Origin of the sequence: Collinsella sp. AM36-4AA (assembly GCF_003467795.1) — a bacterium.
Classification (GTDB): Bacteria; Actinomycetota; Coriobacteriia; order Coriobacteriales; family Coriobacteriaceae; genus Collinsella.
Genome location: NZ_QSHS01000007.1, coordinates 1 through 26296, shown reverse-complemented (window position 1 = coordinate 26296; position 26296 = coordinate 1). Strand labels below are relative to the sequence as shown.

Annotated in this window: 23 protein-coding genes and 1 tRNA gene; 22 read left to right on the top strand and 2 right to left on the bottom strand. The window is 56.3% G+C overall.

Going from position 1 to position 26296, the window contains the following annotated elements:
• Positions 1 to 59: 59 nt before the first annotated feature.
• Positions 60 to 2486, bottom strand: a complete 2427-nt coding sequence (locus DW850_RS03725) for a glycogen/starch/alpha-glucan phosphorylase (RefSeq protein WP_117786271.1) — start codon at positions 2484 to 2486, stop codon at positions 60 to 62.
• A gap of 94 nt (positions 2487 to 2580) precedes the next feature.
• Positions 2581 to 4857 (bottom strand): 1,4-alpha-glucan branching protein GlgB, encoded by a 2277-nt coding sequence (gene glgB, locus DW850_RS03720; RefSeq protein ID WP_117786270.1) that lies wholly within the window; start codon positions 4855 to 4857, stop codon positions 2581 to 2583.
• Between the two features lie 331 nt (positions 4858 to 5188).
• Here glgB and DW850_RS03715 point away from each other — a divergent pair, with 331 nt between their 5' ends.
• The 22 genes from DW850_RS03715 to DW850_RS03615 all read left to right on the top strand — a co-directional run.
• The gene (locus tag DW850_RS03715; protein WP_117786269.1) at positions 5189 to 5878 is read left to right on the top strand and encodes an HAD family phosphatase; all 690 of its coding nucleotides are present in this window, start codon (positions 5189 to 5191) and stop codon (positions 5876 to 5878) included.
• A 9-nt stretch (positions 5879 to 5887) separates the two neighbouring features.
• The gene (locus DW850_RS03710) at positions 5888 to 6544 is read left to right on the top strand and encodes a thiamine diphosphokinase (protein ID WP_117786268.1); all 657 of its coding nucleotides are present in this window, start codon (positions 5888 to 5890) and stop codon (positions 6542 to 6544) included.
• Positions 6545 to 6599: 55 nt separating this feature from the next.
• Positions 6600 to 6675 (top strand) — tRNA-Ala (locus DW850_RS03705).
• A gap of 779 nt (positions 6676 to 7454) precedes the next feature.
• Positions 7455 to 8006, top strand: a complete 552-nt coding sequence (loaP, locus tag DW850_RS03700) for an antiterminator LoaP (RefSeq protein ID WP_233540603.1) — start codon at positions 7455 to 7457, stop codon at positions 8004 to 8006.
• Between the two features lie 53 nt (positions 8007 to 8059).
• Complete coding sequence (locus tag DW850_RS03695; protein ID WP_199575518.1) at positions 8060 to 8854, top strand: sugar transferase; 795 nt, start codon at positions 8060 to 8062, stop codon at positions 8852 to 8854.
• Position 8855: 1 nt separating this feature from the next.
• Complete coding sequence (locus DW850_RS03690) at positions 8856 to 9959, top strand: glycosyltransferase family 4 protein (RefSeq protein ID WP_035138271.1); 1104 nt, start codon at positions 8856 to 8858, stop codon at positions 9957 to 9959.
• Entirely contained in the window at positions 9959 to 11242 is a 1284-nt protein-coding gene (locus DW850_RS03685; RefSeq protein WP_117786266.1) for a glycosyltransferase family 4 protein, read from the top strand. Before DW850_RS03690 ends, DW850_RS03685 begins: the two co-directional genes overlap by 1 nt.
• 3 nt (positions 11243 to 11245) lie before the next feature.
• Positions 11246 to 12382: a radical SAM protein gene (locus DW850_RS03680; RefSeq protein ID WP_035138273.1), complete on the top strand. Its 1137-nt coding sequence runs from the start codon at positions 11246 to 11248 to the stop codon at positions 12380 to 12382.
• A 72-nt stretch (positions 12383 to 12454) separates the two neighbouring features.
• Positions 12455 to 13558: a polysaccharide pyruvyl transferase family protein gene (locus DW850_RS03675; RefSeq protein ID WP_199575516.1), complete on the top strand. Its 1104-nt coding sequence runs from the start codon at positions 12455 to 12457 to the stop codon at positions 13556 to 13558.
• A 43-nt stretch (positions 13559 to 13601) separates the two neighbouring features.
• Positions 13602 to 14690: a Coenzyme F420 hydrogenase/dehydrogenase, beta subunit C-terminal domain gene (locus DW850_RS03670; RefSeq protein ID WP_370215595.1), complete on the top strand. Its 1089-nt coding sequence runs from the start codon at positions 13602 to 13604 to the stop codon at positions 14688 to 14690.
• A 46-nt stretch (positions 14691 to 14736) separates the two neighbouring features.
• On the top strand, positions 14737 to 15675 hold the full coding sequence (locus tag DW850_RS03665; protein WP_082421944.1) for a glycosyltransferase: 939 nt from the start codon (positions 14737 to 14739) through the stop codon (positions 15673 to 15675).
• A 1-nt stretch (position 15676) separates the two neighbouring features.
• A complete protein-coding gene (locus DW850_RS03660; RefSeq protein ID WP_055287332.1) occupies positions 15677 to 16954 on the top strand; it encodes a hypothetical protein in 1278 nt (425 codons plus the stop codon).
• 94 nt (positions 16955 to 17048) lie between these two features.
• Complete coding sequence (locus DW850_RS03655) at positions 17049 to 18323, top strand: hypothetical protein (protein WP_117786263.1); 1275 nt, start codon at positions 17049 to 17051, stop codon at positions 18321 to 18323.
• Positions 18324 to 18325: 2 nt separating this feature from the next.
• Entirely contained in the window at positions 18326 to 19399 is a 1074-nt protein-coding gene (locus DW850_RS03650; RefSeq protein WP_117786262.1) for a polysaccharide pyruvyl transferase family protein, read from the top strand.
• Positions 19392 to 20897, top strand: a complete 1506-nt coding sequence (locus tag DW850_RS03645; protein WP_052044164.1) for a lipopolysaccharide biosynthesis protein — start codon at positions 19392 to 19394, stop codon at positions 20895 to 20897. Before DW850_RS03650 ends, DW850_RS03645 begins: the two co-directional genes overlap by 8 nt.
• 8 nt (positions 20898 to 20905) lie before the next feature.
• The gene (locus DW850_RS03640) at positions 20906 to 22123 is read left to right on the top strand and encodes a Coenzyme F420 hydrogenase/dehydrogenase, beta subunit C-terminal domain (protein ID WP_117786261.1); all 1218 of its coding nucleotides are present in this window, start codon (positions 20906 to 20908) and stop codon (positions 22121 to 22123) included.
• On the top strand, positions 22124 to 22510 hold the full coding sequence (locus tag DW850_RS03635; RefSeq protein WP_117786260.1) for a hypothetical protein: 387 nt from the start codon (positions 22124 to 22126) through the stop codon (positions 22508 to 22510).
• Positions 22437 to 23078 (top strand): acyltransferase family protein, encoded by a 642-nt coding sequence (locus DW850_RS10115; RefSeq protein ID WP_118225746.1) that lies wholly within the window; start codon positions 22437 to 22439, stop codon positions 23076 to 23078. Before DW850_RS03635 ends, DW850_RS10115 begins: the two co-directional genes overlap by 74 nt.
• Before the next feature lie 341 nt (positions 23079 to 23419).
• Entirely contained in the window at positions 23420 to 24319 is a 900-nt protein-coding gene (gene rfbA, locus DW850_RS03630) for a glucose-1-phosphate thymidylyltransferase RfbA (protein WP_117786259.1), read from the top strand.
• A gap of 94 nt (positions 24320 to 24413) precedes the next feature.
• Positions 24414 to 24851 carry a DUF4869 domain-containing protein gene (locus DW850_RS03625; protein WP_117786258.1) on the top strand — a complete coding sequence of 146 codons (438 nt, stop codon included), beginning with the start codon at positions 24414 to 24416 and terminating at the stop codon, positions 24849 to 24851.
• Positions 24852 to 24860: 9 nt separating this feature from the next.
• A complete protein-coding gene (locus DW850_RS03620; protein WP_117786257.1) occupies positions 24861 to 25835 on the top strand; it encodes a hypothetical protein in 975 nt (324 codons plus the stop codon).
• Between the two features lie 75 nt (positions 25836 to 25910).
• Positions 25911 to 26296, top strand: a 386-nt coding sequence (locus DW850_RS03615; protein WP_117786256.1) for a GDP-mannose 4,6-dehydratase, incomplete at its 3' end; no start/stop codon positions are given.

Here is a 26296-nt window from a genome sequence, read left to right as displayed (position 1 = left end):
GCGCGGCGCACTGTCACGCCCGTCGAGTAATGCCGTGCGGCAAAGGGAGCTCGCGCGCTTTATGTGTGCCAGATCTCGTCGCGATACTCGCGAATGGTGCGGTCGGACGAGAACCAGCCACTCGAGGCGGTGTTGAGCAGGGCCTTGCGGTTCCAGGTCTCCTGGTCGCCGTAGCTGCCCGTGAGGTTCTCCCATGCATCCACGTAGCTACGGAAGTCAGCCATGACCAGGTCGGGGTCGTTGTTGTTCATGAGCTCGTTGTAGATACTCTCGAAGTTGCCCGAAAGACCCGCAAAGGTGTTGTCCTTGAGCTCGTCCATAACGCGACCCAGACGCTCGCGATCGCCGTTGAGGGTATCCCACGCAAAGTAGCTGTTGGATGCCCAGAGCTGCTCGACCTCGGGTGCGGTCAGGCCAAAGATGGCCTCGTTCTCGCGGCCGGCCAGGTCGGCGATCTCGATGTTGGCGCCGTCGAGGGTGCCCAGCGTAATGGCGCCGTTCATCATGAGCTTCATGTTGGACGTGCCCGAGGCCTCCTTGCCGGCCGTGGAGATCTGCTCCGAGATCTCGGCGGCTGGGTAGATGAGCTGAGCGTTGCTCACACGGAAGTTGGGGATAAAGCAGACCTTCATGACCTCGTTGACGCGGGCGTCGTTGTTGATGACGTCGGCCACGGAGTTAATGAGGCGGATGGTCTCCTTGGCAAAGGTGTAGCTCGAGGCAGCCTTGCCGCTAAAGATGAAGGTTGTCGGCGTCACGTGGAAGTTGGGATCGGCGATGCGACGGTTGTAGATGTCCATCACCTTCATGATGTTCATGAGCTGGCGCTTGTAGGCATGGAAGCGCTTTACCTGGACATCGAAGACGGTGTTGGGGTCAATAACCAGACCGGTCTCGGCCTTGACGTAGGCGGCCAGACGCTCCTTGTTGGCGCGCTTGGAGGCACCCACGGCCTTCAGGAACTCGGTGTCGTCCTTAAACTCCTTGAGTTTCTCAAGCTCAAAGGCGTCTTTGAGCCAGCCATCGCCAATGGCCTCGGTCACGAGCCTGGCGTAGGTGGGGTTGGCCTCGGCAAAGAAGCGACGGTGCGAGATGCCGTTGGTCTTGTTGTTGAACTTCTCGGGCGTCAGGGCATAGAAGTCCTTGAGCACGATGTTCTTGATGATGTCGGAATGGATCTTGGCCACGCCGTTGACGCTGTGGCTGCAGATCACAGACAGGTTGGCCATGCGAATCTCGCCGTCCCACAGGATGGCGGTCTGGCGCAGACGCTCCTGCCAGCCCTCCTGCGTGGTGTCGAAAGACTCGTGCCAACGACGGCTGATCTCGTCGATGATCTGGTACACGCGGGGGAGGAGCTTGGAGAACGTGCCGATTGGCCACTTCTCCAGGGCCTCGGGCAGGATGGTGTGGTTGGTGTAGCTCACGACCTGCGTCACGATGTTCCAGGCGTCATCCCACTCGAGCTTCTTCTCGTCGATGAGGATACGCATGAGCTCGGGGCCGCACATGGCGGGGTGGGTATCGTTGGTGTGGATGGCTACAAACTGCGGCAGCAGCTCCCAGTTCGCGCCGTGCTCCTTCTCAAAGGTGTCGAGCAGGCTGTAGATACCGGCCGAAACAAACAGGTACTCCTGCTTCAGGCGCAGCAGACGGCCGTGCTCGCCGGCGTCGTTAGGGTAGAGGATGGCGCTGATGGCCTCGGCCTCAGCGCGCTCGGCATCGGCCTGGGCATAGTCGCCGCGGTTGAAGGCCTCCAGATCAAAGTGCTCCTCGACCGGCTCGGCGGCCCAGACGCGCAGCTTGTTGACGGTTTCGCCGGCATAGCCCACGACGGGGATGTCATAAGGGACGGCCAGGATGTCCTGCGTGTCTACCGTGCGGTAGAACGTGCGGCCGTTCTCCTCAAAGCCCTCGACGCGGCCGCCAAACTTAATGGTCACGGCCTTATCCTGACGACGGACCTCCCAGGGATAGCCGTGGGTGAGCCACTCGTCGGTGGCCTCGACCTGGCTGCCGTTGACGATCTCCTGCTTAAACAGACCGTAACGGTAGCGCATGCCGTTGCCGTAGCCGGCGATGCCCTCGGCTGCCATGGAATCCAAGAAGCATGCGGCCAGGCGGCCCAAGCCACCGTTGCCCAGCGCCGGATCGGGCTCCTGGTTCTCGATGACGGACAGATCAAAGCCCATGTCGTCGAGCGCCTCGGCGACCATGTCGCGCACGCCAAAGTTGAGCAGGTAGTTGTCGAGCAGGCGGCCGATCAAAAACTCGATCGAGAAGTAGTACACGCGCTTTTTGCCCTCGGCGGTGACGCGGGCGTCACTCTTGGTGGCAACGGTGCGCGCCTTCTCGGCCACGAGCTTGGCCAGGGCGTTAAAGCGGTCGAGGTCGCTGGCGGCCTCGACGCTCTTGCCGCTGATGCTCATGACGGCATCGCGATAGAGCTCGGTAAACTCCTGCTTGTTGTCGAAGATCTTATTCATACGTTCCTTTCCCCCGGGGATGTTTCTCCCGGAACGGTTATGACATGTATCCTACGCCCCCGCGGGGCGGTTAATTACAGCTGTAACGGTTTTGTTACGCATCCTTGGCAGACGGCTTAACAGAAGCAGACTTGGCCTTGGTAGCGGCCTTTTTGGCAGCCGGTTTCTTGGCTGCGGCCTTAGCAGCGGGCTTTGCGGCAGCCTTGGCCTTGGCCTTGGTCGTCGTGGCCTTCGCCTTAGCCGGAGCCTTCTTGGCAGCCGCAGGCTTGGGCTTCACCGAGGACGCCCGCTTGCGCGTCGCCTTCTTGGGCTCCTCGACCACAGGCGGCTTATAGCTGCTGGGGCCGCGGCGCTTAAGCACCACGCCAGCCAGCCCGGGCACCTTAATCTCGATGGAGTCCATCTGCCCGTTCCAGGGATAGGGCTCGCTCGAGCAGGTGTAAGGCTCTTCGCCGGCATAGCCGCTGCCGCCAAACTCGGGACGGTCGGAGTCAAAGATGACCTCCCAGTCACCCTCGCGCGGCACGCCCACGCGGAAGCTCTCGTAGCTCGCCGGGTCAAAGTTAATCAGGATCACTAGGTCGTCATCGACGTCCTCGCCCTGGCGCACAAAGCTCACGATGGACTGCTTGGAGTTGTCCGCGTCGATCCAGGTAAAGCCGTCGTCGGTGTAGCCGCGCTCGTACAGGGCGGGCTCGGCGGTGTAAAGGTGGTTGAGCGCCTTGATAAACGCCTGATGATGACGGTGGGTCTCGTACTCCTCGGTCAGGAACCACTGGATGGACTCGTAGTAGCGCCACTCAATAAACTGGCCGATCTCGTTGCCCATAAAGTTGAGCTTGGCACCGGGGTGCGTCATCTGGTAGAAGGCCAGCGTGCGCAGGCCGGCAAACTGGCGCCACCAGTCGCCCGGCATGCGGCCGATCAGCGAGCACTTGCCGTGCACGACCTCGTCGTGGCTCAGCGGGCAAATAAAGTTCTCGGTAAAGGCGTACATGATGGAGAACGTGAGCAGCCCGTGGTTGCCGGGGCGCCACGGAAAATCGGTCTGCATGTAGTGCAGGGTGTCGTTCATCCAGCCCATGTCCCACTTGTAGTGGAAGCCCAGGCCGCCGTCCTGCGGCGGATAGGTCACGAGCGGCCACGCGGTGGACTCCTCGGCCATCATCATCACGTCGGGGAAGTGGGCCTCCACAGCGCAGTTGACCTGGCGGATAAACGCGCTGGCGTCCAGGTCCTCCTCGGTACCGTACTTGTTGAACTTCTTTTGGCCGGGATCATCAATGCCAAAGTTGAGGTACAGCATGCTGGACACGCCGTCCATGCGAATGCCGTCAACATGGAAGTTCTCGAGCCAGTACAGCACGTTGGAGACCAGAAAGGAGCGGACCTCGCCACGGGCGAAGTCGAACTTGTGCGTGCCCCAGTTGGGGTGAATCTCGTGCTCAAACAGCATATGGCCGTTAAAGGTAGCAAGGCCGTGGGAGTCGGCGCAAAAACCGCCGGGCACCCAGTCCATGATCACACCGATGCCCGCCTCGTGGCACGCATCGATAAAGTGCATGAGTTGCTGCGGGTCGCCATAGCGCGACGTGGCGGCATAGTAGCCGGTCGTCTGGTAGCCCCAGGAACCATCGAAGGGATGCTCCATAAGCGGCATGACCTCGATATGCGTGTAGCCCATGTCGCGCACGTAGTCCACGAGCTCCACCGACAGATCGTCGTAGGTATAGAACTCGCCGCGCTGCGCGGGGAAGGGGTCCATGGGGCCTGGGTAGTTGCCGTACTCGTCCGGCTCGCCCTGCGGCGCATCGCCGTGGCGCTTCCACGAGCCAATATGCACCTCGTAGATGTTGAGCGGCTGCGACATGTGGTTGTGGCCAGCGCGGCGCTTGAGCCATGCGGCGTCGTTCCACTTATAGCCGTCGAGTGTCCACAGCACGCTCGCCGTTCCAGGAGGGCACTCGGCCTTAAAGGCATACGGATCGGCCTTGTAGAGCTTTTCGCCCTCGTTGGTCTCGATAAGGTATTTATAGAGCTGACCTTGTTCTGCGCCAGGAATAAAGCCTTCCCAAATAGCGCTCGTATGCACGGGCACCAGAGGGTTGGCTTCCTCATCCCAGTCGTTAAATTCACCAATGACATGCACGCTCTTTACATCGGGCGCCCAAACGCAAAAGCGCCAGCCGCGCGTACGGTTCTGCGTGTCGGGGTGCGCGCCCATCTTTTCCCAGCTGCGCTCCCACGTGCCGATGCCAAATAGATAGACATCGTCCTTGGTGAGCTCCGGTGCGTGCGGGGCGGCTTTACGGGTTGCGGGCTTTTTAGCCGTTGGCTTTAGCTTTGTATCGCTCACGTTTGATCCCATCATGACGCGGCAGCGTGTTGCCTTGGTGACTAGATGCGAAAGGTCCAAGGCTGCACGAATCGAAGGGACGGCGATAGTTCTATGATTCGTTCCACCTCGCGTGCTCGGTGGAACTTTCGGCAGAAACTACGATAACACCTGTACGTTACTTTTATGAAGGAAAGTGGTTTTAGGGCGGCGTTTAATCGGTAAGCGCCATGTTTAGACCACTGGCAGAATTGCCGTGGTAAAACTCTTGACAGCTTTACCAATAAGGGTTTTTTGATTGTTGGTTTGACGTTTGGTAAAACGTTTTTAGCAGGTTGTTTACCATTTGACATCGAAAGGTACATTTATGTCCCAGACCGCCGCTCCCAATGTCGCTTTTATTTTCGATTGCGACGGCACGCTGGTTAATAGCACCCCCGTTTGGGCCTATGCCCAGCCCGAGTTATTGCACCGCCACGGAGTTGACGTGACGGTCGACGATTTTGCCCAGTTTGAGCATTTGTCGCTCGAGGACGAGTGCCAGGCCTACCACGACACCTGGGGCATTGGCGCAAATGGCGAGGAGCTGTATCGCGAGCTGAGCGACATTCTGATCGATGGCTACTCTAAGGTGCCGCCACGCGAGGGTCTGCTTGCATTTTTGGAGCAGGCGAAGGAGGCCGGTATTGCCATGTGCGTGGCTACGTCCACACCGGCCGAGCTGGTTAAGTCTGCGCTTGCGGGTGCCGGGCTCGATGCTTACATGGAGTTTGTTACCACGACGGGCGAGGCAGGACGCTCCAAACAGTTCCCCGATGTCTACGAGTTGGCGCTGCGCCGCTTGGAGGAGCGCCACGGATGCAAATTTGAGCGCGTGTGGGTGTTTGAGGACGCCGTCTTTGGCCTTAAGAGCTCTGGCACCGCCGGCTTTAAGCGCGTGGGCATTTATGATCCGCACGGCCGCATGAAGCGCGACGATGTGCGCGCCAACTGCGATATCTTTATCGACAGCTACGAGGACCTGTACCTGGTCAGCGTTCTTGAGTTTGAGGGCTAGGCGAGGGCTGTGGCTTGCAAGGTATTAGTGGTCTGCGGCTCGCTCGTGGTGGTGAGCGCGGATCTGTTGCGTAGGCTAGCAGGGGAGTGCGATTACGTTGTTGCCGTGGACCGCGGACTCGACGCGCTGCTGGTCGCGGGACTGGGGTGCGACGTGTATGTAGGAGATGCCGACACGGTGAGCGACGCCGGTCGCGCGTTGGTCGATGACGCCACCGACTTTGAAGTTGAGCGCCACGACCCGTACAAGGACTATACCGATCTGGCGCTGGCGCTCGATTCCGTCCGTCGTCGCTGGCCGGGTGCCGAAGTGGTTGCGACCTGCGCCACGGGTGGCCGTCCTGATATGGCGCTATCCGTACTGGGCCTGCTCGCAGGCTACGAGGATGCCCCAGTCTGGATTGCCGAGGACAAAGTTGTCGCCCGCATCCTTCGCGCAGGCGAATCGTGGACCATCGAAGGCCACGAGGGCAAGACGTTCTCCATCATCGCCATTGCCCCTAACACCGAGGTAAGCGAACACGGCCTAGAATGGGAACTAAATCACGCCCCGCTGGGTTTGTTGGCCGACACCGGCATCAGCAACGTCGTCAGGTCAACAGCCACGATCCAAGTCCATACCGGCACCGCCATCGCTTACCTATATCAAGAGACATTTAGAGTCTGACCCAAAAAAGTCCTTGCACCCCACGCCAACTTCCCCTATAGTATCTCCTCGTCACGGGGGCGTAGCTCAGCTGGGAGAGCGCTTGACTGGCAGTCAAGAGGTCAGGGGTTCGATCCCCCTCGTCTCCACCATCGTGAATGCAAAGGCCTTCGGAATTCCGAAGGCCTTTTTTCATGCCAAAACACCACGCGCTGCAAACCCCACCTACGCCAACAAAAAGTTGCACAATTTATTTCCCATGTCTGTACATAGTTTGTTGGACAAACGCAATTACCAGTACGCCTCGCTGGTCAATTCGGGCTTCAGGAGCATCCATAACCTCCGCTAGCACCCCAATATCCTGCGCCAATGTGAACAACATCCCAAAACAACCCCCTTGAACACGCTAAATGAACGATATGTTGTCCACCACAAGCCAAATCAGTTTCGCTACCAGCTTGTGCTAGGATACCTAACGTTACATGAGTTCAACTGTGCTCGCGGCTCCAGCAAGTCGCAAAGCGCAGGGTCGATCAGCATCCGGCCGTAACGGCGGTGTTAGAAAAACCACGAGCTCCAATATCGATTGCCATGCACGTTTTGCACTTGCTTTTGCGGCTATTTATAAGTTCGCATTAGAAGGTGCAATAAGTTGTTACGGCAAACCACGGCAGTCCTTCAGCTGTTTGCGTGCGGTCCAGTTTTGAAATTACTTGACCGGCTCGCACGCAGTCAGCTGAGGTTGCAGGCATTCTTACGATACGTGTCTGTGACCTCAGCGTTGCATTTATACATACCGTTCACGGTGGGGCAGAGCCACGTGCTTGTCTAACTGGGCTCAGGGTTTGAATATGGAGCGCCTTCGCGCACAAGCGCCTTGGCGTAGCCATACCCAAACCCCGTGAGCCATACGTAAGACAGCAAGGGGGTGGTGCTCGTGTGGTATGTGATCCAAGTCACTAACGGTCGCGAAGACGTTATGCGCGAGCGCATCGAGCGCATGGTGCCGGCTGGCGTCATGCAGGAGCTCTTTTATCCCCAATATCAAACCGAGATCAAGCTACACCGCGAATGGGTCAGCACGACCAAGCCGCTCTTTCCCGGTTATCTCATTTGCGATACGGCGGATCCGCGCACCGTGCAACAGTATTTGCTGCGCATGGACGACTTTGCCCGGGTGCTTTCCCAGGACGGTCGGTTTGTGCCGCTGGCAAAAGAAGAGACCCAGCTCATTGGCAGCTTTACCAATAGGGGAGACCGCGTGGTGCCCATGAGCGAGGCTCTAAAGGATGGAGACCAGGTCGTAGTAACGGCAGGCCCGCTGCTGGGGCACGAGGCCCTTATCAAAACCATTAACAGACGCAAGAGCACTGCCTTTTTGGAGCTCGACTTGTGCGGCCGACGCGTAACCACCCGCGTTGGCCTTGCGGTGCTTTCAAAAGAGCAGCGCGTTATGCGCAATCACAGAAGAGCGATCGCCTAGCTGCAAGCTCGCAAGCGGACGACCGAAGGCAAAAAGTATCAGGGGAGGGGCTCTTGAAGCCTACGATGATGACCATGGCACAGGGCGCGCGGGAGACGCGCACGGCCGCCACGGCGAATTCCGTTACTGCCGCAGCCGGTGCTGCGGGGGATTACCTTACAAACGAAGAAGCGTACAAGATGCTGCGCGGTGCCAACTCCGGCGTGAAGCCCGAGCTTGGGCACAGGCTCTACCGCGTTGTTAAGCGTACGGTGGACATTGTCGCCGCCGGCGGAGCCCTGGTGTTGCTCTTTATTCCCGGGGTAATTCTGAGCGTGGTCATTTGCATAAAGAGCCCGGGCGCCAGCCCCCTATATTCACAGTGGCGCGTGGGCCGCGTGCGCAAAGACGGCACGTTCTACCTGTTTAAGATCTACAAGTTCCGCAGCATGGTTCCCAACGCAGACCAAATGCTCAAGGACTTGCAGGCCCAAAACGAGGCCACTGGCCCCATGTTTAAAATGAAGCACGACCCGCGCATTATTCCCGGTGTGGGTAACTTCATTCGCAAGCACAGCATCGACGAGCTGCCCCAGCTCATCAACGTGTTCTTGGGCCAAATGAACCTCATTGGCCCGCGCCCCGGCCTGCCGCGCGAGGTTGCCCTGTACAGCGAGCACGACATGAAGCGCCTGGCGGTAAAACCCGGCTGCAGCGGTCCTTGGCAGGTAATGGGCCGCAGCTACCTGGGCTTCAACGAAATGGTTGAGCTGGATCTTCGCTATATAGAGAATCGCAGCCTGCGCCAGGACCTGCGGTTGATATTCGGCACGCTGAAGACGATGTTCTCTGGGGAAGGTGCCGTGTAGCATGCGCATCGCCATGATAGGCCAAAAGAGAACGGGTTCGCGCGAGGGCGGCGTAGAAGTGGTGGTAGGCGAGCTTGCTCGCCGTATGGCAGACCTTGGTCACCAAGTAACCTGCTACGACCGTATGGGCGAAGGAGCTCCTTCCGAGCCCTACGAGAAGGATGGCTACCGCATCGTTCCCGTAAAGGCTCTGGACATCAAGGGGCTCTCTGCGCTCACGAGCAGCTTTGCCGCAACAAGGGCCGCCATCAAAGACGGGGCAGACGTAATTCACTATCACGCAGAGGGGCCGTGTGTCCCCCTTCGTTTTGCGCGTTCCGCGGACATCAGGACCGTGGCAACGATCCACGGCCTGGACTGGCAGCGTGCAAAATGGGGCGGCTTGGCTTCCAAGTACATCAAGTTCGGCGAGGCGACGGCGGCCAAGTGCGCGGATGCGCTCATCGTGCTTTCCCGGGGCAATCAGGAGTACTTCAAGGAGGCTTACGGCCGCGAGGCTACGCTCATTCCCAACGGCATCACTCCCGAGGCGGATCTTCCCGCGAAGGAGATCTCCGAGCGCTTGGGGCTCACCCAGGGCTCCTATGTCCTCTACCTCGGTCGCATTGTGCCCGAGAAGCGACCGGAACTGTTGGTGGAGGCGTACAAGCAGGTAAAGACGGATAAGCGCCTGGTTATCGCGGGCGACTCCTCCGATACGGACGACTACGCCGTGGCGCTCAAAGAGGCTGCCGCGTCCGACCCCCGCGCGCTCTTTACGGGCCACGTTGAGGGCAACCTGCTCTCCGAGCTGTACTCCAACGCGTATTGCTACGCGCTCCCCTCCGACGTTGAGGGCCTGCCCATGAGCTTGCTGGAGGCCATGTCTCACGGTGCGGCATGCGTTACCTCGGATATTCCCGAGTGCGCGGATGTTCTGCAGGGTTGCGGGCTCACGTTCCCACACGGAGACGCGGGGGCGCTGCGCGACGTGCTTGAAGGCCTGATAGCGGATTCTGCCCAAGCGGAGAGGCTGGGCGCCATGGCACGTGACCGCGCGATTAATGGCTATGACTGGAACAGCGTCGTCCAAAGGACGCTTGCTTTGTATGAGGGTGTTGCGTAATGAAGATCCTTCTTGTAAATAAGTTTCATTGGCGCAAGGGTGGAAGCGAGACGTACTACTTTGCTCTTGCCGATGGTCTTCGCGCTCTTGGGCATGAAGTTGCCTTCTTCAGCATGGAGGATGAGCGTAATGAGCCGACTGAGTGGTCGCGTTACTTTGTAACGAATCGCGACTATAACGGACCGAGCTCTATTGTCGATAAGGCGAAGGCCGCGCAGGCACTTGTGTATTCCAAAGAGGCGCGCGAGAAGTTCGATGCGCTGTGCCGTGAATTCCAGCCCGATGTAATCCATCTCAATCTCACTCATAGGCAGATTACGTTTTCCATCTTGGACGCTCCTTGGCTAAAGCAGCATCCAACGCCGGTTGTGTATACCTCGCACGACTTGATTCTTGCTTGCCCGAGCTATCTTATGCTTGATTCCGAGGGCAACGTTTGCGATTCGTGTCTCGGGGGTCATTTTGGCAATTGCCTTAAGAAGAAGTGCGTAAAGGGTTCGATCGCAAAAAGCGCGTTAGCGGTGGCTGAGGCGGAGTGGCTTAAACGGCACAAAACCTATTCACGTCTCGATCGCATCATCTGCCCGAGTGAGTTCATGCGGAACAAGTTTATTGAAGCGGGGCTTCCCGAGCGTCAGCTTGTCCTCATGCGGAATTTCCTGAATCCCGATTCGATGTCACGGGAAGTTGCCAACCAAAATAATGAAGATCCCTACATGCTGTATCTGGGACGCCTTTCTCGCGAGAAAGGCGTGTTAACGCTCGTGCATGCTTTTGAGAAGGCGGCACCGGTGATCCCTGATTGGCGTCTTGTTATTGCAGGCGATGGCCCTGAATGTGATGCTGTGAAGGTCAAAGTTTCCGCAATGCCAAACGAAATAAGCTCGAGGATTGAGCTGGTTGGATATAAAACCGGTGACGCCCTGCGCGGACTTGTGAATCGAGCCACTCTGGCGGCTGCGCCGTCAGAGTGGCTCGAGAACGCGCCATATGCGGTTCTCGAGGCACTCGCCGCGGGCAAGCCCGTTATCGGTACGAACATGGGCGGAATACCCGAGCTGGTACGTGAGGGTGAAACGGGCTTCCTGGCTGAAGCCCACGATGAGGCAGGACTCGCAGATGCAATCCGTAGGGGTGCGGCGGTGGCCGCCGAACCTGCGGCTTACGCCGCGATGAGCGCGCATTGCCGTTCATTCGTGGCAGAGAACTGTAATCAAGAGAAATACATCCGGAATCTCGTCTCCCTGTATCAAGAACTAATTGACCGGAAGGTGGTGGCCTAACCCATGGCCGAGAAGAAACTCAACGGAACCGTAATCGTAACGTACCGCTGCAACGCGCGCTGCACCATGTGCAACCGCTACAAGGCTCCCAGCCGTCCGGAGGAGGAGCTCTCCCTCGACGTGATCAAGAAGCTCCCGCGCATGTACTTCACCAACATCACCGGTGGCGAGCCCTTCATCAGGACCGACCTTGCGGATATCGTGCGCGAGCTGTACAAGAAGTCCGACCGCATCGTCATCTCCACCAACGGCTTCTTCACCGACCGCATCATCGCCCTTGCCGAGGAATTCCCCCAGGTGGGAATCCGCATCTCCATCGAGGGTCTGCAGCAGACCAACGATGAGATCCGCGGTCTCCAGAACGGCTTCAACCGCGGCTACGAGACGCTCAAGAAGCTCGTGGAAATGAAGCACCCGGACGTGGGCTTTGGCATGACGGTGCAGGATCGCAACGCTGCGGACTTGGTGCCGCTGTACAAGCTTTCCGACGAGCTCGGCATGGAGTTCGCCACCGCCAGCCTGCACAACAGCTTCTACTTTGTCGAGGCGAAGAACATCATCAAGGACCGTCCCATGGTGGCCCAGAACTTCGAGGACCTGGTAAACGAGCTCCTCAAGTCCAACGAGCCCAAGAAGTGGTTCCGCGCGTACTTCAACATGGGCCTCATCAACTACATCTATGGGCAGAAGCGCCTGCTCCCGTGCGATATGGCGTTCGACACGTTCTTCATCGACCCCTACGGCGACGTCATGCCCTGCAACGGCACCAAGGAGAAGCTCGTTATGGGCAACCTTAACGACGAGTCTTGGGATGAGCTGTGGGAGAGCGCCCAGGCCGAGAAAGTGCGCGGCTGCGTGCGCCACTGCGACCGCAACTGCTGGATGATCGGCTCCGTGTCTCCTGCCATGCACAAGTACATCTGGAAACCCGCGTCGTGGGTGCTGGCGCACAAGCTCAAGCCCGGCAAGAAGTTCGACATGCACGAGCTCCCCATCGTGCGCGACTACGAGTCGGGCAAGGTGACGAAGGAGGAGCTGGACGCTCTTTCCACCTGCGACATGCACGCCGCGATCAACGACGGCCTTTCCGACGCAAGCCGAGCCGACGCGCACGTGTACGAGACTGAGGAGGCGCTGTAGTGCAGCCGGGTGGAAAAATCGAATGCAAAAATTCAGAAATAGCGGTTGCTCGATATCAATCGGAGGAAACACGTGAAAGTATCCTGCATAACCAGGCACGCAATCTCTAATTATGGCTCCCTGCTCCAGGCATATGCGACACAACGAGCGGTAGAGAGCTTGGGGCATGAGTTCGAGATTATGGACTATGTACCTGCTTGTGAGGACGTATCCCAGCAGGTGAGGACGCTTCTTTCGACAAAGCCGTCCTGGAACGGGAACCCGTTGAAGAAGTCTGTCTACAGACTTCTGATGGAGCCTGAGACAAGGGTGGCGGGCAAGCGGTTTGCGCGTGAGCGTTCCCAGCTGCTTAAGATGAGCCCTCACTATGCATCCCTGGAGGAGCTGAAGGCTAATCCGCCCAAGGCCGATGTCTATATGACTGGAAGCGATCAGGTGTGGGGTCCCATCAGCTCGGGCGCATACGACCTGTCATACGCGCTTGAGTTTGCTCCCGAGGGCTCAAGGCGCATCTCATATGCGGCAAGCTTTGGTAAGAAGAATATCCCGGATAGCGTGCGCCCCAGGTTTCTCGAGGACCTTCGAGCATATGAGGCCGTGTTCGTACGCGAGGATGCCGCGCGCGAGCAGCTTGCCTCGTGGGGCATAGAGGCCGGACAGGTTGTCGATCCCACGCTGCTGCTTGATGGCGAGGCGTGGAGAAGGATGGCGGCACCTGCTCCGAAGGGCGAATACATCCTCGTCTACCAGATTCACAGCGACCCGACGGTAGGGCAGTACGCCGTGAAGGTTGCCAAAAAGCTTGGCTTGCCCCTGATACGGATCTCCGCAAGCCTGCACCAGGCCTCACGCGAGGGCAAGTTCAAGTGGCTGCCGACGCTTGCTGAGTTTCTCTCGTATGTCGACAACGCAGCATGCCTAGTCACGGACTCGTTCCACGGTACGGCTTTTGCCATAAATCTCAATACGCCGCTGGTAGAAGTGCTGCCCAAGAACGGAACCTCGAGCAGGAACGTGAGTATTCTGCGACTCACGGACCTCACGGACAGAGTGCTTCAGAATCTAGATGATGTCGAGTTAGCATCCAAGCAGATTGACTTTGGTCGGGTCAACGATGTGATGGGTGCGGAGAGGGAGAAGTCCCTAGCGCAGCTCAAGAGCATGATTGAGGAGTAGGGCATTGTCAAACGTTGGCACTAGGACGGTATGCAAGAAGGATATGTGCGCTGGCTGTATGGCCTGCGTCGATTCATGCCGACATGGAGCGATTGCCATTGAGGATACGATTGAGGCGTATAACGCCCGTATTGATCCTATAAGGTGCGTGGGATGTGGACTGTGCGAGAAAACGTGTCCCCAGATGGTATCCCCATCTTCGTTGCGTCCTCTCGAGTGGCTACAGGGGTGGGCGAAAGATACATCGCTCAGAATGTCATCTTCGTCCGGGGGTCTGGCTACGGCCATCTCGGAGGCGTTTGTGGCGTCAAATGGATTAGTGTGTTCATGTGCACAGGAGGGCGGTGAGTTCCGGTTCCACCTCACTTCTGATGCGGATTACTTGAGGAGGGCCCAAGGCTCCAAATACGTCAAAAGCAATCCGCTTGGTGCGTACCGCGAGGTTAGGGAGGCCCTGCAAGGTGGTCAAAGGGTTCTCTTTATCGGTCTTCCTTGTCAGGTTGCTGCGATGCGTAACTTCGTTGGAAGCCGTTTAGCCGATTCCCTTTACACCATCGACCTTATCTGTCATGGTTCACCGTCCCCCAAGGTCCTGAGCCGATTCTTGGAAGAGACAGGTAACAACCTGTCTAATGAGCTGATACTGGACTTTCGAAAGAAAGTCCAGTTTCAGCTCCGCTATCGCGGAGCTGAAACTGTGGGTAGGACGGGTGTCCGCGATCGCTACTCGATTGCTTTCCTCTCGGGTTTACCGTATACGGAAGGCTGCTACTCCTGCCGCTACGCCAAGGGTGATCGTGTCTCCGATATTACGCTTGGCGATTCATGGGGTAGCGAGCTTTCTGATGAGGTCGCGAACGGGATATCCCTCGCACTTGTGCAGACAGACAAGGGTCGAGAACTGTTAGAAATGACGGACCTTGAGCTTTTGCCGGTTGATCCTGGTCTAGCTGTGGCCAACAATGAACAGCTTCAACGTCCTTCGACGAAGCCTATAGAAAGAAATACCTTTATGGACGGCTTTCGTAACGGGGTACGGGTTAACCGACTCGTTCTCAGGGCGAGGCCAAAAGACTGCGCCAAGTACTTGGTCAAGGATATACTGCTTGCACTGGGTTTGCTCAGGGGTTAACACATCGAGAGCGTTTGCTTTAGGCATTAATGATAAGGTAATCCATATGTTGAGTAATTCCAAGGTGCCAAAGTGCGTCGTATTAATGGCGTCATACAACGGCATCCCATTTATTTCAGAACAAATTGACAGCATTCTCTCGCAGGCTGAAGTTGACGTACGTCTTTTTGTCCGTGATGACGGGTCATCTGATGGTACTCGTGATCTTCTGCAGCGCTATGCAGATGAGGGCAGTCTGACTTTGTTAACAGGAGAAAACCTAGGACCTGCTTTAGGGTTTTTGACGTTGTTGCGGAATGCTCCCGAAGCTGATTACTATGCGTTTTCCGACCAAGATGATATTTGGGATAGCGATAAACTGATAACTGCGATTAAACAGCTTAAGAAGCAGGAGAATTTGGCTCTTTATCATTGCAATTCAAGACTTGTAGATTCAGCTGGTAATGAGATGGGCCGGTTAACCTATGGGCAACAAAGGTGCATATCTTATCGAGATAACGACCCTCTCAACCAGCTTTGCATTGGGTCACCTATGGGATGTACGCAAGTATTTGATAGGCGTATTTGGGAAGTTGTTTGCTTGCATGAGCTGCCCCATCCCGTCATCATGCATGATAAGCTGATAGCTAATCTATGCGTGCTGCTGGGTTATCGGATTGTTTTCGATGCTTCTCCTCATATGGGATATCGCCAGCATGGTCGTAATGTGGTCGGTGTGAGTACTGATTTACCATCTAAAGTGATTGAGAAAATCAATAGTTTTTGTCATCCGCGAGAGATTACTCTTGCAAAGCAAGTTACTGGACTTCTTTCAACTTATTCCGACTGCATTCTTCCTCCAGAGCGTGCTCTTGGAGAGTTGGTATCGAAAATGGACGCTTCTTTCATGGCTAGGTGCAGGGTTTCTTTCTCTTCGAGGCTGAATTTCGGCAGTCTACAAGAGGGCCTTTTCAATAGATCTCTCCTCTTGTTTGGGAAGCGATGATATGAGTAAAAGCATCCCCAAACCGCACAATAGTGGGTACGTCCTAGCGCTTGCCTTTTGCGACTATCTCAAGGACAAGACCGGCACCCCAAAGGCTATTATGGCGAGTCAGCAGGCCATGGCGTCGCACGGCATAAGTTACGTCTATCTCCACTCGGTTAAGAAGACCCTGTTCAGGGACGACCAGATGCTATTTTGCGAATTCGGGGTTACGGTCGACGGGGTGGAGGCTGGTGTTTTCAGTATTGCCCAGGTGTGCGAGGCCCTTTGCAGCTGGCAAAAAAGCGGCTTCAGCCTTCTTGAGCTTCATATCCACCACCTTCTGTACGTGAGCCTTGAGAAAGTCTCCGAACTGCTAAAAGTTACAGGCAAAACACCGGTCAGGGCCTTTCTCCACGACTATTACCTGTGTTGTACAAGCTATAACCTCCAAAATAGGAGCGGCTTTTGTGACAGCTCAAGGCTCGGCGACGCTCCCTGCGAGAAATGCCCCCACTTCAGTAACAGCCTTCGTGTGGAGTCGAAGATCCAAGGGCTGTTTGACTCCATCAAAAATCTCCGTTTTGTTGCACCTTCGACCTATACGAAGAATCGGTTTCTCTCATTCAGGCCCCAATACGAGGGCCTTGTTGATGTAATACCGCACCAAAAGCTGCTTGGAGAGTATCTGGGCAACAGACGTCCTCTGAACGCAGGGGAGCGCATCAGGGTTGCCTTTCTGGGGATGCCGAGGAAGACAAAGGGCTGGGAGACCTGGCTTCGCCTCGTATCTGCGGTCGATGAACAAGAGTACGAGTTCTTCGTCTTCAACAGCTCGAACGATATGTATCCAGGGATGAACAAGCGGTTTGTCGAATTTGATGAGAAGCACCCAAATGCCATGACCGACTCTCTCAGGGAGTGCGAGATTGCCATCGTTGTCATGTGGCCATCTTGTCCAGAGACCTATAGCTACACCTGTATGGAATCTTACTCCGCAAACGCTTATACGATTTCGAGTGCATGTGCAGGCAATGTCGCCGACTTTGTCGTTGAGCATGGGTCCGGTTTGGTGCTGAATAACGAGGAGGAGCTAATCGGGCTGTTTAGGGATAAGAGCCGGCTTATCAGGGAGGTCAATCGTTTCAGGAGCGGAAAGCCTGGTCCGCTCGATCTTGTCGATTCAGATGAGATCGTAGACCTGCTTCCATGCTCCTCGGTAGGTCTCAACACGGGAGTTCACATGCACACGAGGCTGATTGAACGTGTGCTGCTGGAGGTACTCAATGCAAGATCATAGGCATGCGAGGCTCGTTATAAATAAAGCGGAGGAGCGGGCTGGTCGAAGAGGTCGTTGGTATCTCCCTAATAAGCAAGGCGTTCTAACCGTTTGCATGGGTGACCTGGCGGATGCGACGATCGTTATAGGTATCTTGGCGCAGGTTTTCTTCCTTGAGTACTATGGTCTGGGGCGATACCTCAACTGGGTAATTACCGGCATGATTTGCGTGAGGGCGCTCTTCTCCGGATGGAAATATAGCGGTAGAGCGCTACTACTTGGGCTGATTACCGTTGCAGGGTGGCTGTCTGGTGCCCTCTTGGGTGGCAATATGGAAACGTTTAGGGCGAATATTTTGCTGCTCCTCTACCCGTTTGTCTATACGCTTTACTTCTTTCTTTTGGTCACTAACAAGAGGGATTTTCTTCTTGGACTCTTTGATGCAGGTTTTCCGGTCTTCAACGCCATACTGCTTCTCAATATGGCGATCATGTTTATCCAGTACTCTACCCATGGGATGATCGCTGCGACAACGAACGACATCAGTTACTTCGAGGACAATATCTCCGGCCTGTTCTCTTATGCGTCCGTCCATGCGGTGGCCCTTTACACTTCATTCGTCGTGCTCTACAACTTCGTCTGGATTAGGAGGCTTCGGGGTCCTCTCTGGCCATCCCTTGCCATCGCTTACAACGTCTGCCTTATCGTCCTGTCCTTCTATCTTGCGACACTCAACGATAATAAGGCGCTCTTCATAATCCTTCCTCTCGTTTTAGTGATGTTCTGGCTTATTTCAGTCATGAGAGGAGAAGCGGATGTTTCGGGTCCCTTCTTTTGGCTTGTCGCCTTGTATTTTATCCTGACAATTGCATACGCCTTGGTGCCTGCGTTCCAGATCCTCGTGGATACGCAAGTGTTTGGTCTGTTCGATATGGTTGGCAGTTCAGCTTCCGTCGGTACTGCTGCCGACGGCAGTAACGAGAGGATTGCTATCATCGGCTTCGCTCTCTTGAGACCGGCTACATGGAGTCTCGGAGAGGGTCTTGGAGCCTCAAGCTTCTACGCGTCCGGGTTCATGTCGTTTAACCACTTTGGTCAAGCGGATATGGGGTCTTTCTTGATTCTCATGGGGGTTTGGGAGACGGCAGCGTATGTAGCGTTTTTCCACTCCGTGGTTAGTGAGTTTATGGAGCAGGAAAAAGGATCTAATGGCCGGATTGTTCGTTTGCTCCTTTTGCTAACAATTCTTATTACCTTTCTGTATACGCAGTGCTTTACAAGGGTGAACTGCTGCTTGTGCCTACTGCTGCTCTGTGGAGCGCTGGCTTGGTCGTGGAATTCCTCGGCTGCAGACTATTTGATTATTGATAGAGACGAAGAACAGGTTTGAACATGAAAATAGGCATTTCCACATTTACGCATGGGGACAACTATGGGCAGAGGCTCCAGAACCTTGCTGTCCAAGAAACTCTCAAACTCTCGGGTGCAGATGTCCTTACGTTCAGACAGAAGGACTCGAGATCTGCCAAATACAAGCTCAAGTCTTTGGCTTCGCTCATTCCAAAGGGGCTTGCCGTTGCCCACATCCAGAGGCATCGTTCGTTTGAGGATTTCAATTCCCGTAACATTTCCTTTAGCCGGGAGGTTATATCTGATTCCAACCCTCCACGTGACATTAAATCCTATGACTTTTTCGTTGCTGGGAGCGACCAAGTTTGGTCTCCGTATTCCCCTGACGCTAACTCCACTATGTTTCTCACGTTTTCGCCAAGAGAAAAGCGCATTGCTTTTTCGCCAAGCTTGGCAGCTCCGACGATTCCCGAGGAGAAGCGTGAGCTGTTCCACGGCTATTTCGAGGGGTTTGATAGGCTGTCCGTTCGTGAGCAGAAGAGCGCCGAGCTTATAAACAGTCTGTACGGCTTAAAGGCCGAGGTGTTGATTGACCCAACACTGATGTTTGACGGCTCCTGGTGGGAAAGGTATGAAAAAGAGCCGCACTGCGGGCTTCCAAATGATTATGTATTGACGTACTTCCTCGGGAGTGCAGCTTACGAAGAGAGGGTTGCCGAAATCTGTGATTCACTTAGCTGCAAGAGGGTCGATTTACTAGGGGATGCGCGCTACTACGCCCTCGGGCCTTCAGAGTTCCTCTATGCCGTCCGTCACGCAAAGCTTGTAGCGACAGATTCATATCACGGATCAATTTTCTCGATCTTGTTCGGGAAGCCGCTGATTTATTGCCCTCGTGAGTCCACTGGTCCAGACATGAGCAGCCGATTCGACACGCTAGCCAGCGAGCTGGGTGTTTCTTTCGTTGAGCGGTCAATTCTTTCCGTATGTAATTCGGAACTGCTCGAGAGTGACTATTCAAAGGCGTATGACAGGTTGGCAGCTCAGAGGAAGATCGTTGTTGAATTCCTCGATAGATGTGGATTGAGCATTCCCTCGGAGGCCGCCCGTGGCTAGCCAGCGTAAGGCGGGCGCCCTCCTCGGCTACGCCAACATCCTCGCAAAGAACCTCGTCAACCTCGTCTACACGCCGATGCTACTGTCCTACGTGGGGCAGGCGGACTACGGCGTCTTCCAGAGCTCGAACTCCTTTGTCTTCTCGCTGACGCTCCTGTCCTTCGGCTTCTCCGAGGCCTACGTGCGCTTCTACACGCAGACGGTGGCGCACGGCGGCGAGCGCGACATCCGGCACCTGAACGGCATGTACCTCACGCTTTACGTCGCCGTCACAGCCGCGGCGGTCGCCCTCGGCATGGGCTTCTCCGCAAACGCCGGCGCGGTGTTCTCGGCCGGGTTCACCGAGGCGCAGGTCTCGCTCGCCCGGGAGCTGCTCGCCATCATGACGCTCAACGTCGCCTCGACGTTGTTCACCGTCGTGTTCAATTCCTACATCACGGCGCACGAGCGCTTCGTCTACCAGCAGACCAGGCAGCTCGTCACCACGCTTGCGACGCCGCTGTGCGCCTGGGCCCTGCTGGCCGCCGGTATGGGGCCCGTGGGCGTTGCCCTAGCACAGCTCGCGGTGAACCTCGTCCTGCTCGCCCTCAACGCGCGCTACGCCATCGTCGTGCTGGGCATGCGCTTCGAGCTCAGGGGTGCCGACTGGGGCGTCATGCGCGGCATCGCCGCCTTCAGTGCCTGGATCTTCGGTAACCAGGTCTGCGAGATGGTCAATCAGAGCGTGCCCAACATCATGCTGGGGGCCATCTCGGGCGCGACTGCGGTATCTCTGTTCGCGGTGGCCGTGAACATCCGCCAGGTCTTCTACTCGCTCTCCACCACGATGTCGAACGTCTTCATTCCGAAGGTCAACCGCATCGTCGCCACCTCGGACGACAACGCCGAGCTCACTCGCCTTATGACGCGCGTGGGCCGCTACCAGATGGTACTGTTTTGCTGGGTGTACGGAGGTTTCGCTATTCTCGGGAAGTTTTTCGTGACGAGGTGGGCGGGCCCGGGCTTCGCCGAGGCCTACTGGCTCGTGCTCGCCATGACGCTACCCGTCATGGTGCCCCTCTGTCAGAACGTCGGCATCGAGATCCAGAGGGCCAAGAACATGCACCACGCCAGGAGTCTCGTCTACCTTGCGATGGCGGTCGGGAACGTTGCCTTCACCGCCGCGGCCGCCCCGGCGCTGGGGCCGTGGGCCCCCGCGATCGCCTATGTCGTCAGCATCGTGCTCGGCAACGGACTGTGGATGAACTGGTACTACCAGAAGCGGGTCGGTCTCGACATGCTCTTTTTCTGGAAGCGGAACCTGCCGGTGCTGCTCGCCTGGGCTGCCGTCACCGTCGCCTGCCTCGCTGGCACGGCGGTCCTGCCCGTCAACGGATGGCCCGCGTTCCTCGAGTGGGGCGCCGTTTACAGCGCGCTTTTCGCCATAGCCCTTTGGCTCGCCGTCCTAACGAAGGACGAACGTATCGCGGTCGTCTCTCGTCTCCCGTTCCTTAGATAGGGTCCATCATGAATGATTCCGAGAAATCCCCGAGGGTCGTCTCGCTTGGCGACCGTTGCTGCGGCTGCGGCGCGTGCGCTGCCCGCTGCCCCAAGTCATGCATCTCCATGGAACCCGATGATTGTGGCTTCCTACACCCCACCGTCGACGCCTCCGGGTGCGTAGGCTGCGGGGCGTGCGACGCCGTATGCCCGGCGCTCAACGCCCCTGGGGAGGACGGGTGCGAGTTCGCCCTCTGGGCGAAGGCTCATGACGTCGGCTTGCTCGATAGATCGTCGTCGGGCGGCGTGTTCGGTCTACTCGCCGGTGACGCTCTCTCGCGCGGCGGTGTTGTGGCGGGCGCCGCGTGGACGGACGGTTGCCGCGAGCTTCGTCACGTGCTCGTGGAGGACAGGCCGGCGCTCGGCGCCGTTATGCGCTCGAAATACGTTCAGAGCGCGGTTGGCCGCGGCGTCTTCGAGGGCGTCCGCGCTGCCCTGCGTGAAGGCAGGCCGGCGCTCTTTGCCGGTACTGCATGCCAGGTGGCTGGCATGCGCTCATACCTGGGGAAACTCGCCGACTCTGACCTCTTCCTCGGCGTCGACGTCATCTGCCACGGTGTTCCGTCTCCAGAGCTCTGGTCGCGCTGGGTCGACTACCGTGGTGAGGCCTTCGGGACGGACGTCTGCGACGTCAATATGCGGAGTAAGACAACCGGATGGTTGTCTTACTCCGCTATGTACAAGCACATAGCGGAGAAAGACAACACCGGGGACACCGAGTCCCAGATATTCGGCAAAGACTGGTACATGAAAGCGTTTCTGGCCAATGCGAGCCTTCGTTCGTCCTGTCTGGCATGTCCAGCAAAGCGCTCCAGCGGCGCCGATATCACGCTCGGTGATTTCTGGGGGTTCCAGAATACCCATCCCGAGGTCGACAACTCCAAGGGCGTATCTGCCGTCCTATGCAATACCGAGAAGGGCGTGCGGGCATTCGAGGCTATTTCTGGGCTTACTGCAAACGGTCCGGCGACGCTTGATGGGGTAATCGCGGGCAACCCTAGCCTCGTCCATTCTGTCACGCCTTATCCAAAGCGCGACGAGTTCTTGAACGACGTGTCTGCCGGGCTTTCCATCCCAGATCTCATGGACAAGTGGGATTTCCGTCCCACTCTCTGGCAGCGTGTCCGCGGCAAGCTTGGTGGTATTAAACGACGACTAAAGAGACTCGTTGGAAGGAGAGCCTAGATGGCCAAGGATCGCTACCTTCAAGCTCTTCGTGGGCTTGCGATTTCCGCAGTGGTGCTTATCCACTGTCTTCCTCAATGTGCCGCGTCGGTCGCCATTCGCCCATTCCTCAACTTTTCTGTTGCGTTGTTCTTGTTTTTATCCGGTGTTCTTACCGACGAGCGCAAATTTAATGCGGGAGGGGTCTTCGACGCCGCATTAGCAAGGTTGCCGGACCTTATGCGTTCTGGAGCGTTATCTATCTTGCGGCGTTTCCCGCCCTTCATGGGCGTCTGGGTTTCTGGCGTTCGCCGTGGGCTCCGTATCGGCTCAGATGTACTATCTATTGGTCCATTCACAGCTTGTGCTGCTTACTCCGGTACTGTTCAGGCTCCTTTCACGGTATAGGTTCTTTGTCTATTGTGTGACACCGGCTTGCTTGCTTCTAAGGGAGCTCGCTGCCGTTGCCGGTATCGCATTGCCTCTAATACAGGTTTTCTGCCCCATGTGGCTCATCTTTTATGTTTTCGGTCTCGACTGGAGGCGTTGGGCTGCGCTCATTGAAGGACGAACCACTCAGCTTGTTGCAGTGCTCTTTATATTTTTAATAATTCAGGAGGTCGCAGGCTTCTGGTGGTATTTGACTGGCGATTTCAATATGGCCACAACTCAGCTTAAGCTCGGTTCTGCCGCGACCTCTTTAGCTGTGATCGCGCTTCTTATGGCGGTTCCGGGATCATTCAAGTCGCGATTATCTTCTACTTTGCTTGTTGACCTTGGGAACGCCTCTTTTGGAATCTACCTCTGCCATATACTTGTTCTCAAGGCCGTTTGGAAACTGCTTGGATTATTCGTCATTCCACTTGGTGTTTCGACATTTGCTGTTTGGGCGCTAACTCTTGCCGGATCTTATTCGCTTGTATCACTTTGCGGTCGTTATTTGCCCGAACGAATTCACATCATTGTGGGATTATAAATTGATTTTCGATACTGGCGCTTTTCATAGCGTTAAAGCAAAGTGAGTCCATTACCAACATTTGGCACGCGATCATCGGTGAAGATACCGGACTTCCTGTTTTCGAACGAGAAGATGACTTTTTACTCAAAATGGCTGATTGGATTAACCAACCTGAAATAACCGGAATCAATCTCCCTTGGTCGAGCATTGAAAAATGGAAGGGGCAATTCAGGTAGCCATATTCCGCAGTCATTACCTTGCCTATTTCGTTAAGAATGAGGGGGTTTAGCAAAATAGGATACCCAAGTCTTATTTATCACTCGATCTAAAGCGCATTTCGATTGTAGAGGACAGATTAAATGAAAGGCATCATCCTCGCGGGCGGGTCCGGCACGCGACTGTACCCGCTCACTCTCGTGACCTCCAAGCAGCTGCTGCCGGTCTACGACAAGCCCATGATCTACTACCCGCTGTCCACGCTCATGCTGGCGGGCATCAAGGACATCCTGGTCATCTCCACGCCGACCGACCTGCCCAACTTCCAGCGCCTGCTGGGCGACGGCTCGCGCTTCGGCGTGAACCTCTCCTACGCCGAGCAGCCCTCGCCGGACGGCCTGGCGCAGGCCTTCACCATCGGCGAGGACTTCATCGGCGGAGAGCCGTGCGCGCTGGTGCTCGGCGACAACATCTTCTACGGCAACGGCCTGTCGCGCCACCTGACGCGCGCCGTCCAGAACGCCGAGTCGGGCCGCGCCACGGTCTTCGGCTACCACGTGGACGACCCCGAGCGCTTCGGCGTCGTGGAGTTCGACGGCGAGGGGAGGGCCGTGTCCATCGAGGAGAAGCCCGCCGAGCCCAAGAGCTCCTACGCCGTCACCGGCCTGTACTTCTACCCGGGCGACGTGGCCGCCAAGGCGCATGAGGTCGAGCCGTCGGCCCGCGGCGAGCTGGAGATCACCACGCTCAACCAGATGTACCTGGAGGAGGGGACGCTGTCCGTGGTGACCCTCGGCCGCGGCTACGCGTGGCTGGACACCGGCACCATGGAGAGCCTCCACGAGGCGGCGGAGTTCGTCCGCGCCGTGGAGCACTCCCAGGACCTGCCGGTGTCCGTCCCCGAGGAGATCGCCTGGGAGAACGGCTGGATCACGACCGCCGAGCTGGAGGAGGCGGCCAAGGCCTACGGCAAGTCGGTCTACGGGCAGCACCTCAAGAAGGTCGCCGCCGGCGAGATCGTCAACAGCCCGCGCGAGTACTAGCGCAAGCTTGTTTTCTTTAGGGGTCACCGTTTATCTGGTGGCCCCTTTCGTTATGATTACGTTGACCATAAAGACAATATGATTGGGAGTGGATGTGTTAAGCGTCTACTTTGGCGATATGCCAGAAGCGATTTACAACACAGCGACATATTTCAAAAACTCTTACCGGTCTTCTTGGATTACGGATCCCTATGCAGTCTCGATAATTAAAGATGTCGATCGATCGGTTGTTGTCTCCGAAAACGTCATCGAAAGCCCTGTGCTTGGATCCATCTCCCCACTCCAGCTTTCTGGTGGCGTGAAAACGCTGCTGCTTATGAGATTTGATCGTAAGCATATTTTTAACGCTTCTACCTGTGGTGACAACTGTGCCAAGTGGATTCTCGACATGGCGAAAGGCCGCAAGCTCGTTGTGAATCTCTATCATGTGATGGACTTTGGTCGCGAGGATTTTAAAATTAAAGTCGTGAATAGCGGCCGAATCGTTCACAGCATGGCCGATTTGATTCACGAGTCGATCCCGTATCTGTAGGTACTGCTTATGAACGGTTCGCATCTCGTTAAGATTTCCCGCCGCAGGGGAACCAAGTACACATTTACCATCAAGCGGAACATCACTATTGTGCGTGGCGATAGCGGCACGGGTAAGACGACACTGTTTGACATGGTCGCAGACTACATGCGAACGGGCGAGCAGTCGGGTGTTTCCTTGCAATGCGATTGTCCCTGTGTCGCCCTGACCGATTATGATTGGCGAAACCAGCTTTCGTCCGTTCATGACTCGATTGTATTTGTCGATGAGGGCTTAAAAGAGATCAATTCTGATGAGTTTGCCCATCATGTGCTGTTTTCCTCGAATTATTTCGTGCTGATCTCAAGGGCTGATTTCCCCAATCTTCCGTATAGCGTGGATGAGATTTACAAGATTAAGACGAGCGGAAAATACCATTCTTTCGTCCCTGTTTATCAAGATCGCGGGAATCATCGTTATGCTATTTCCCGGTCGGCGCCAAAACGGGACTTTTCTATCCTTCTATGCGAGGACAGTAAGTCTGGTTTCCAGTTCTTTGAACGGCATTTCGCTGACAGTGAGCTTACCTGCACTTCGGCCATGACGAACAGCGCGATTTTGCGCTGGTTGGATCAGCATCTCGACGATCGCGTGTTTGTTGTCGCGGACGGGGCGGCATTTGGGTGCTATGCGGACCGCGTCCTTAAGCTGCAAGACATTCACCGCGATACTGTTACGGTTTGTCTTCCCGAATCATTCGAGTGGCTTCTACTGAGCTCCGGCGTAATTTCAGGGCTAGATGTTAAGACGGTTTTGGAAACCCCAGAAGCCTTTGTAAACAGTGAGAAGTATAAAAGCTGGGAGGATTTCTTCTATAAGTACTTACGTGAAATAACTGGGGATTCGGTTTTTCACTACGACAAAGACTGCATTTCGGAGGCGTTTTGTACAGGAGGTAATTCTGCGAAGGTAATGGCTCTTATCGCATGCCGAAATGTCCGATAGTTTTGTTGAATAGCGTCGCGGCGTCACTTCCTGCGGCATACTAAAGAAGCTGTACATGCTTCAGATTGGATTTTCATGTCTGAGATTTTCGAACCCAAGAACATCATCGTCACTGGCGGCTGCGGCTTCATCGGCAGCAACTTCGTGCACTACGTGGTCAACAACCACCCCGAGGTGCACGTCACCGTCCTGGACAAGCTGACCTACGCCGGCAACCCCGAGAACATCGCGGGCCTGCCCTCCGACCGCGTGGAGCTCGTGGTGGGCGACATCTGCGACGCCGAGCTGCTCGACCGCATCGTCCCGGGCCATGACGCCATCGTCCACTACGCCGCGGAGAGCCACAACGACAACTCCATCGCCGACCCGGAGCCCTTCCTGCGCACCAACGTCGAGGGCACCTTCCGCCTGCTTGAGGCCGTGAGGAAATATGGCATCCGCTACCACCACGTCTCCACCGA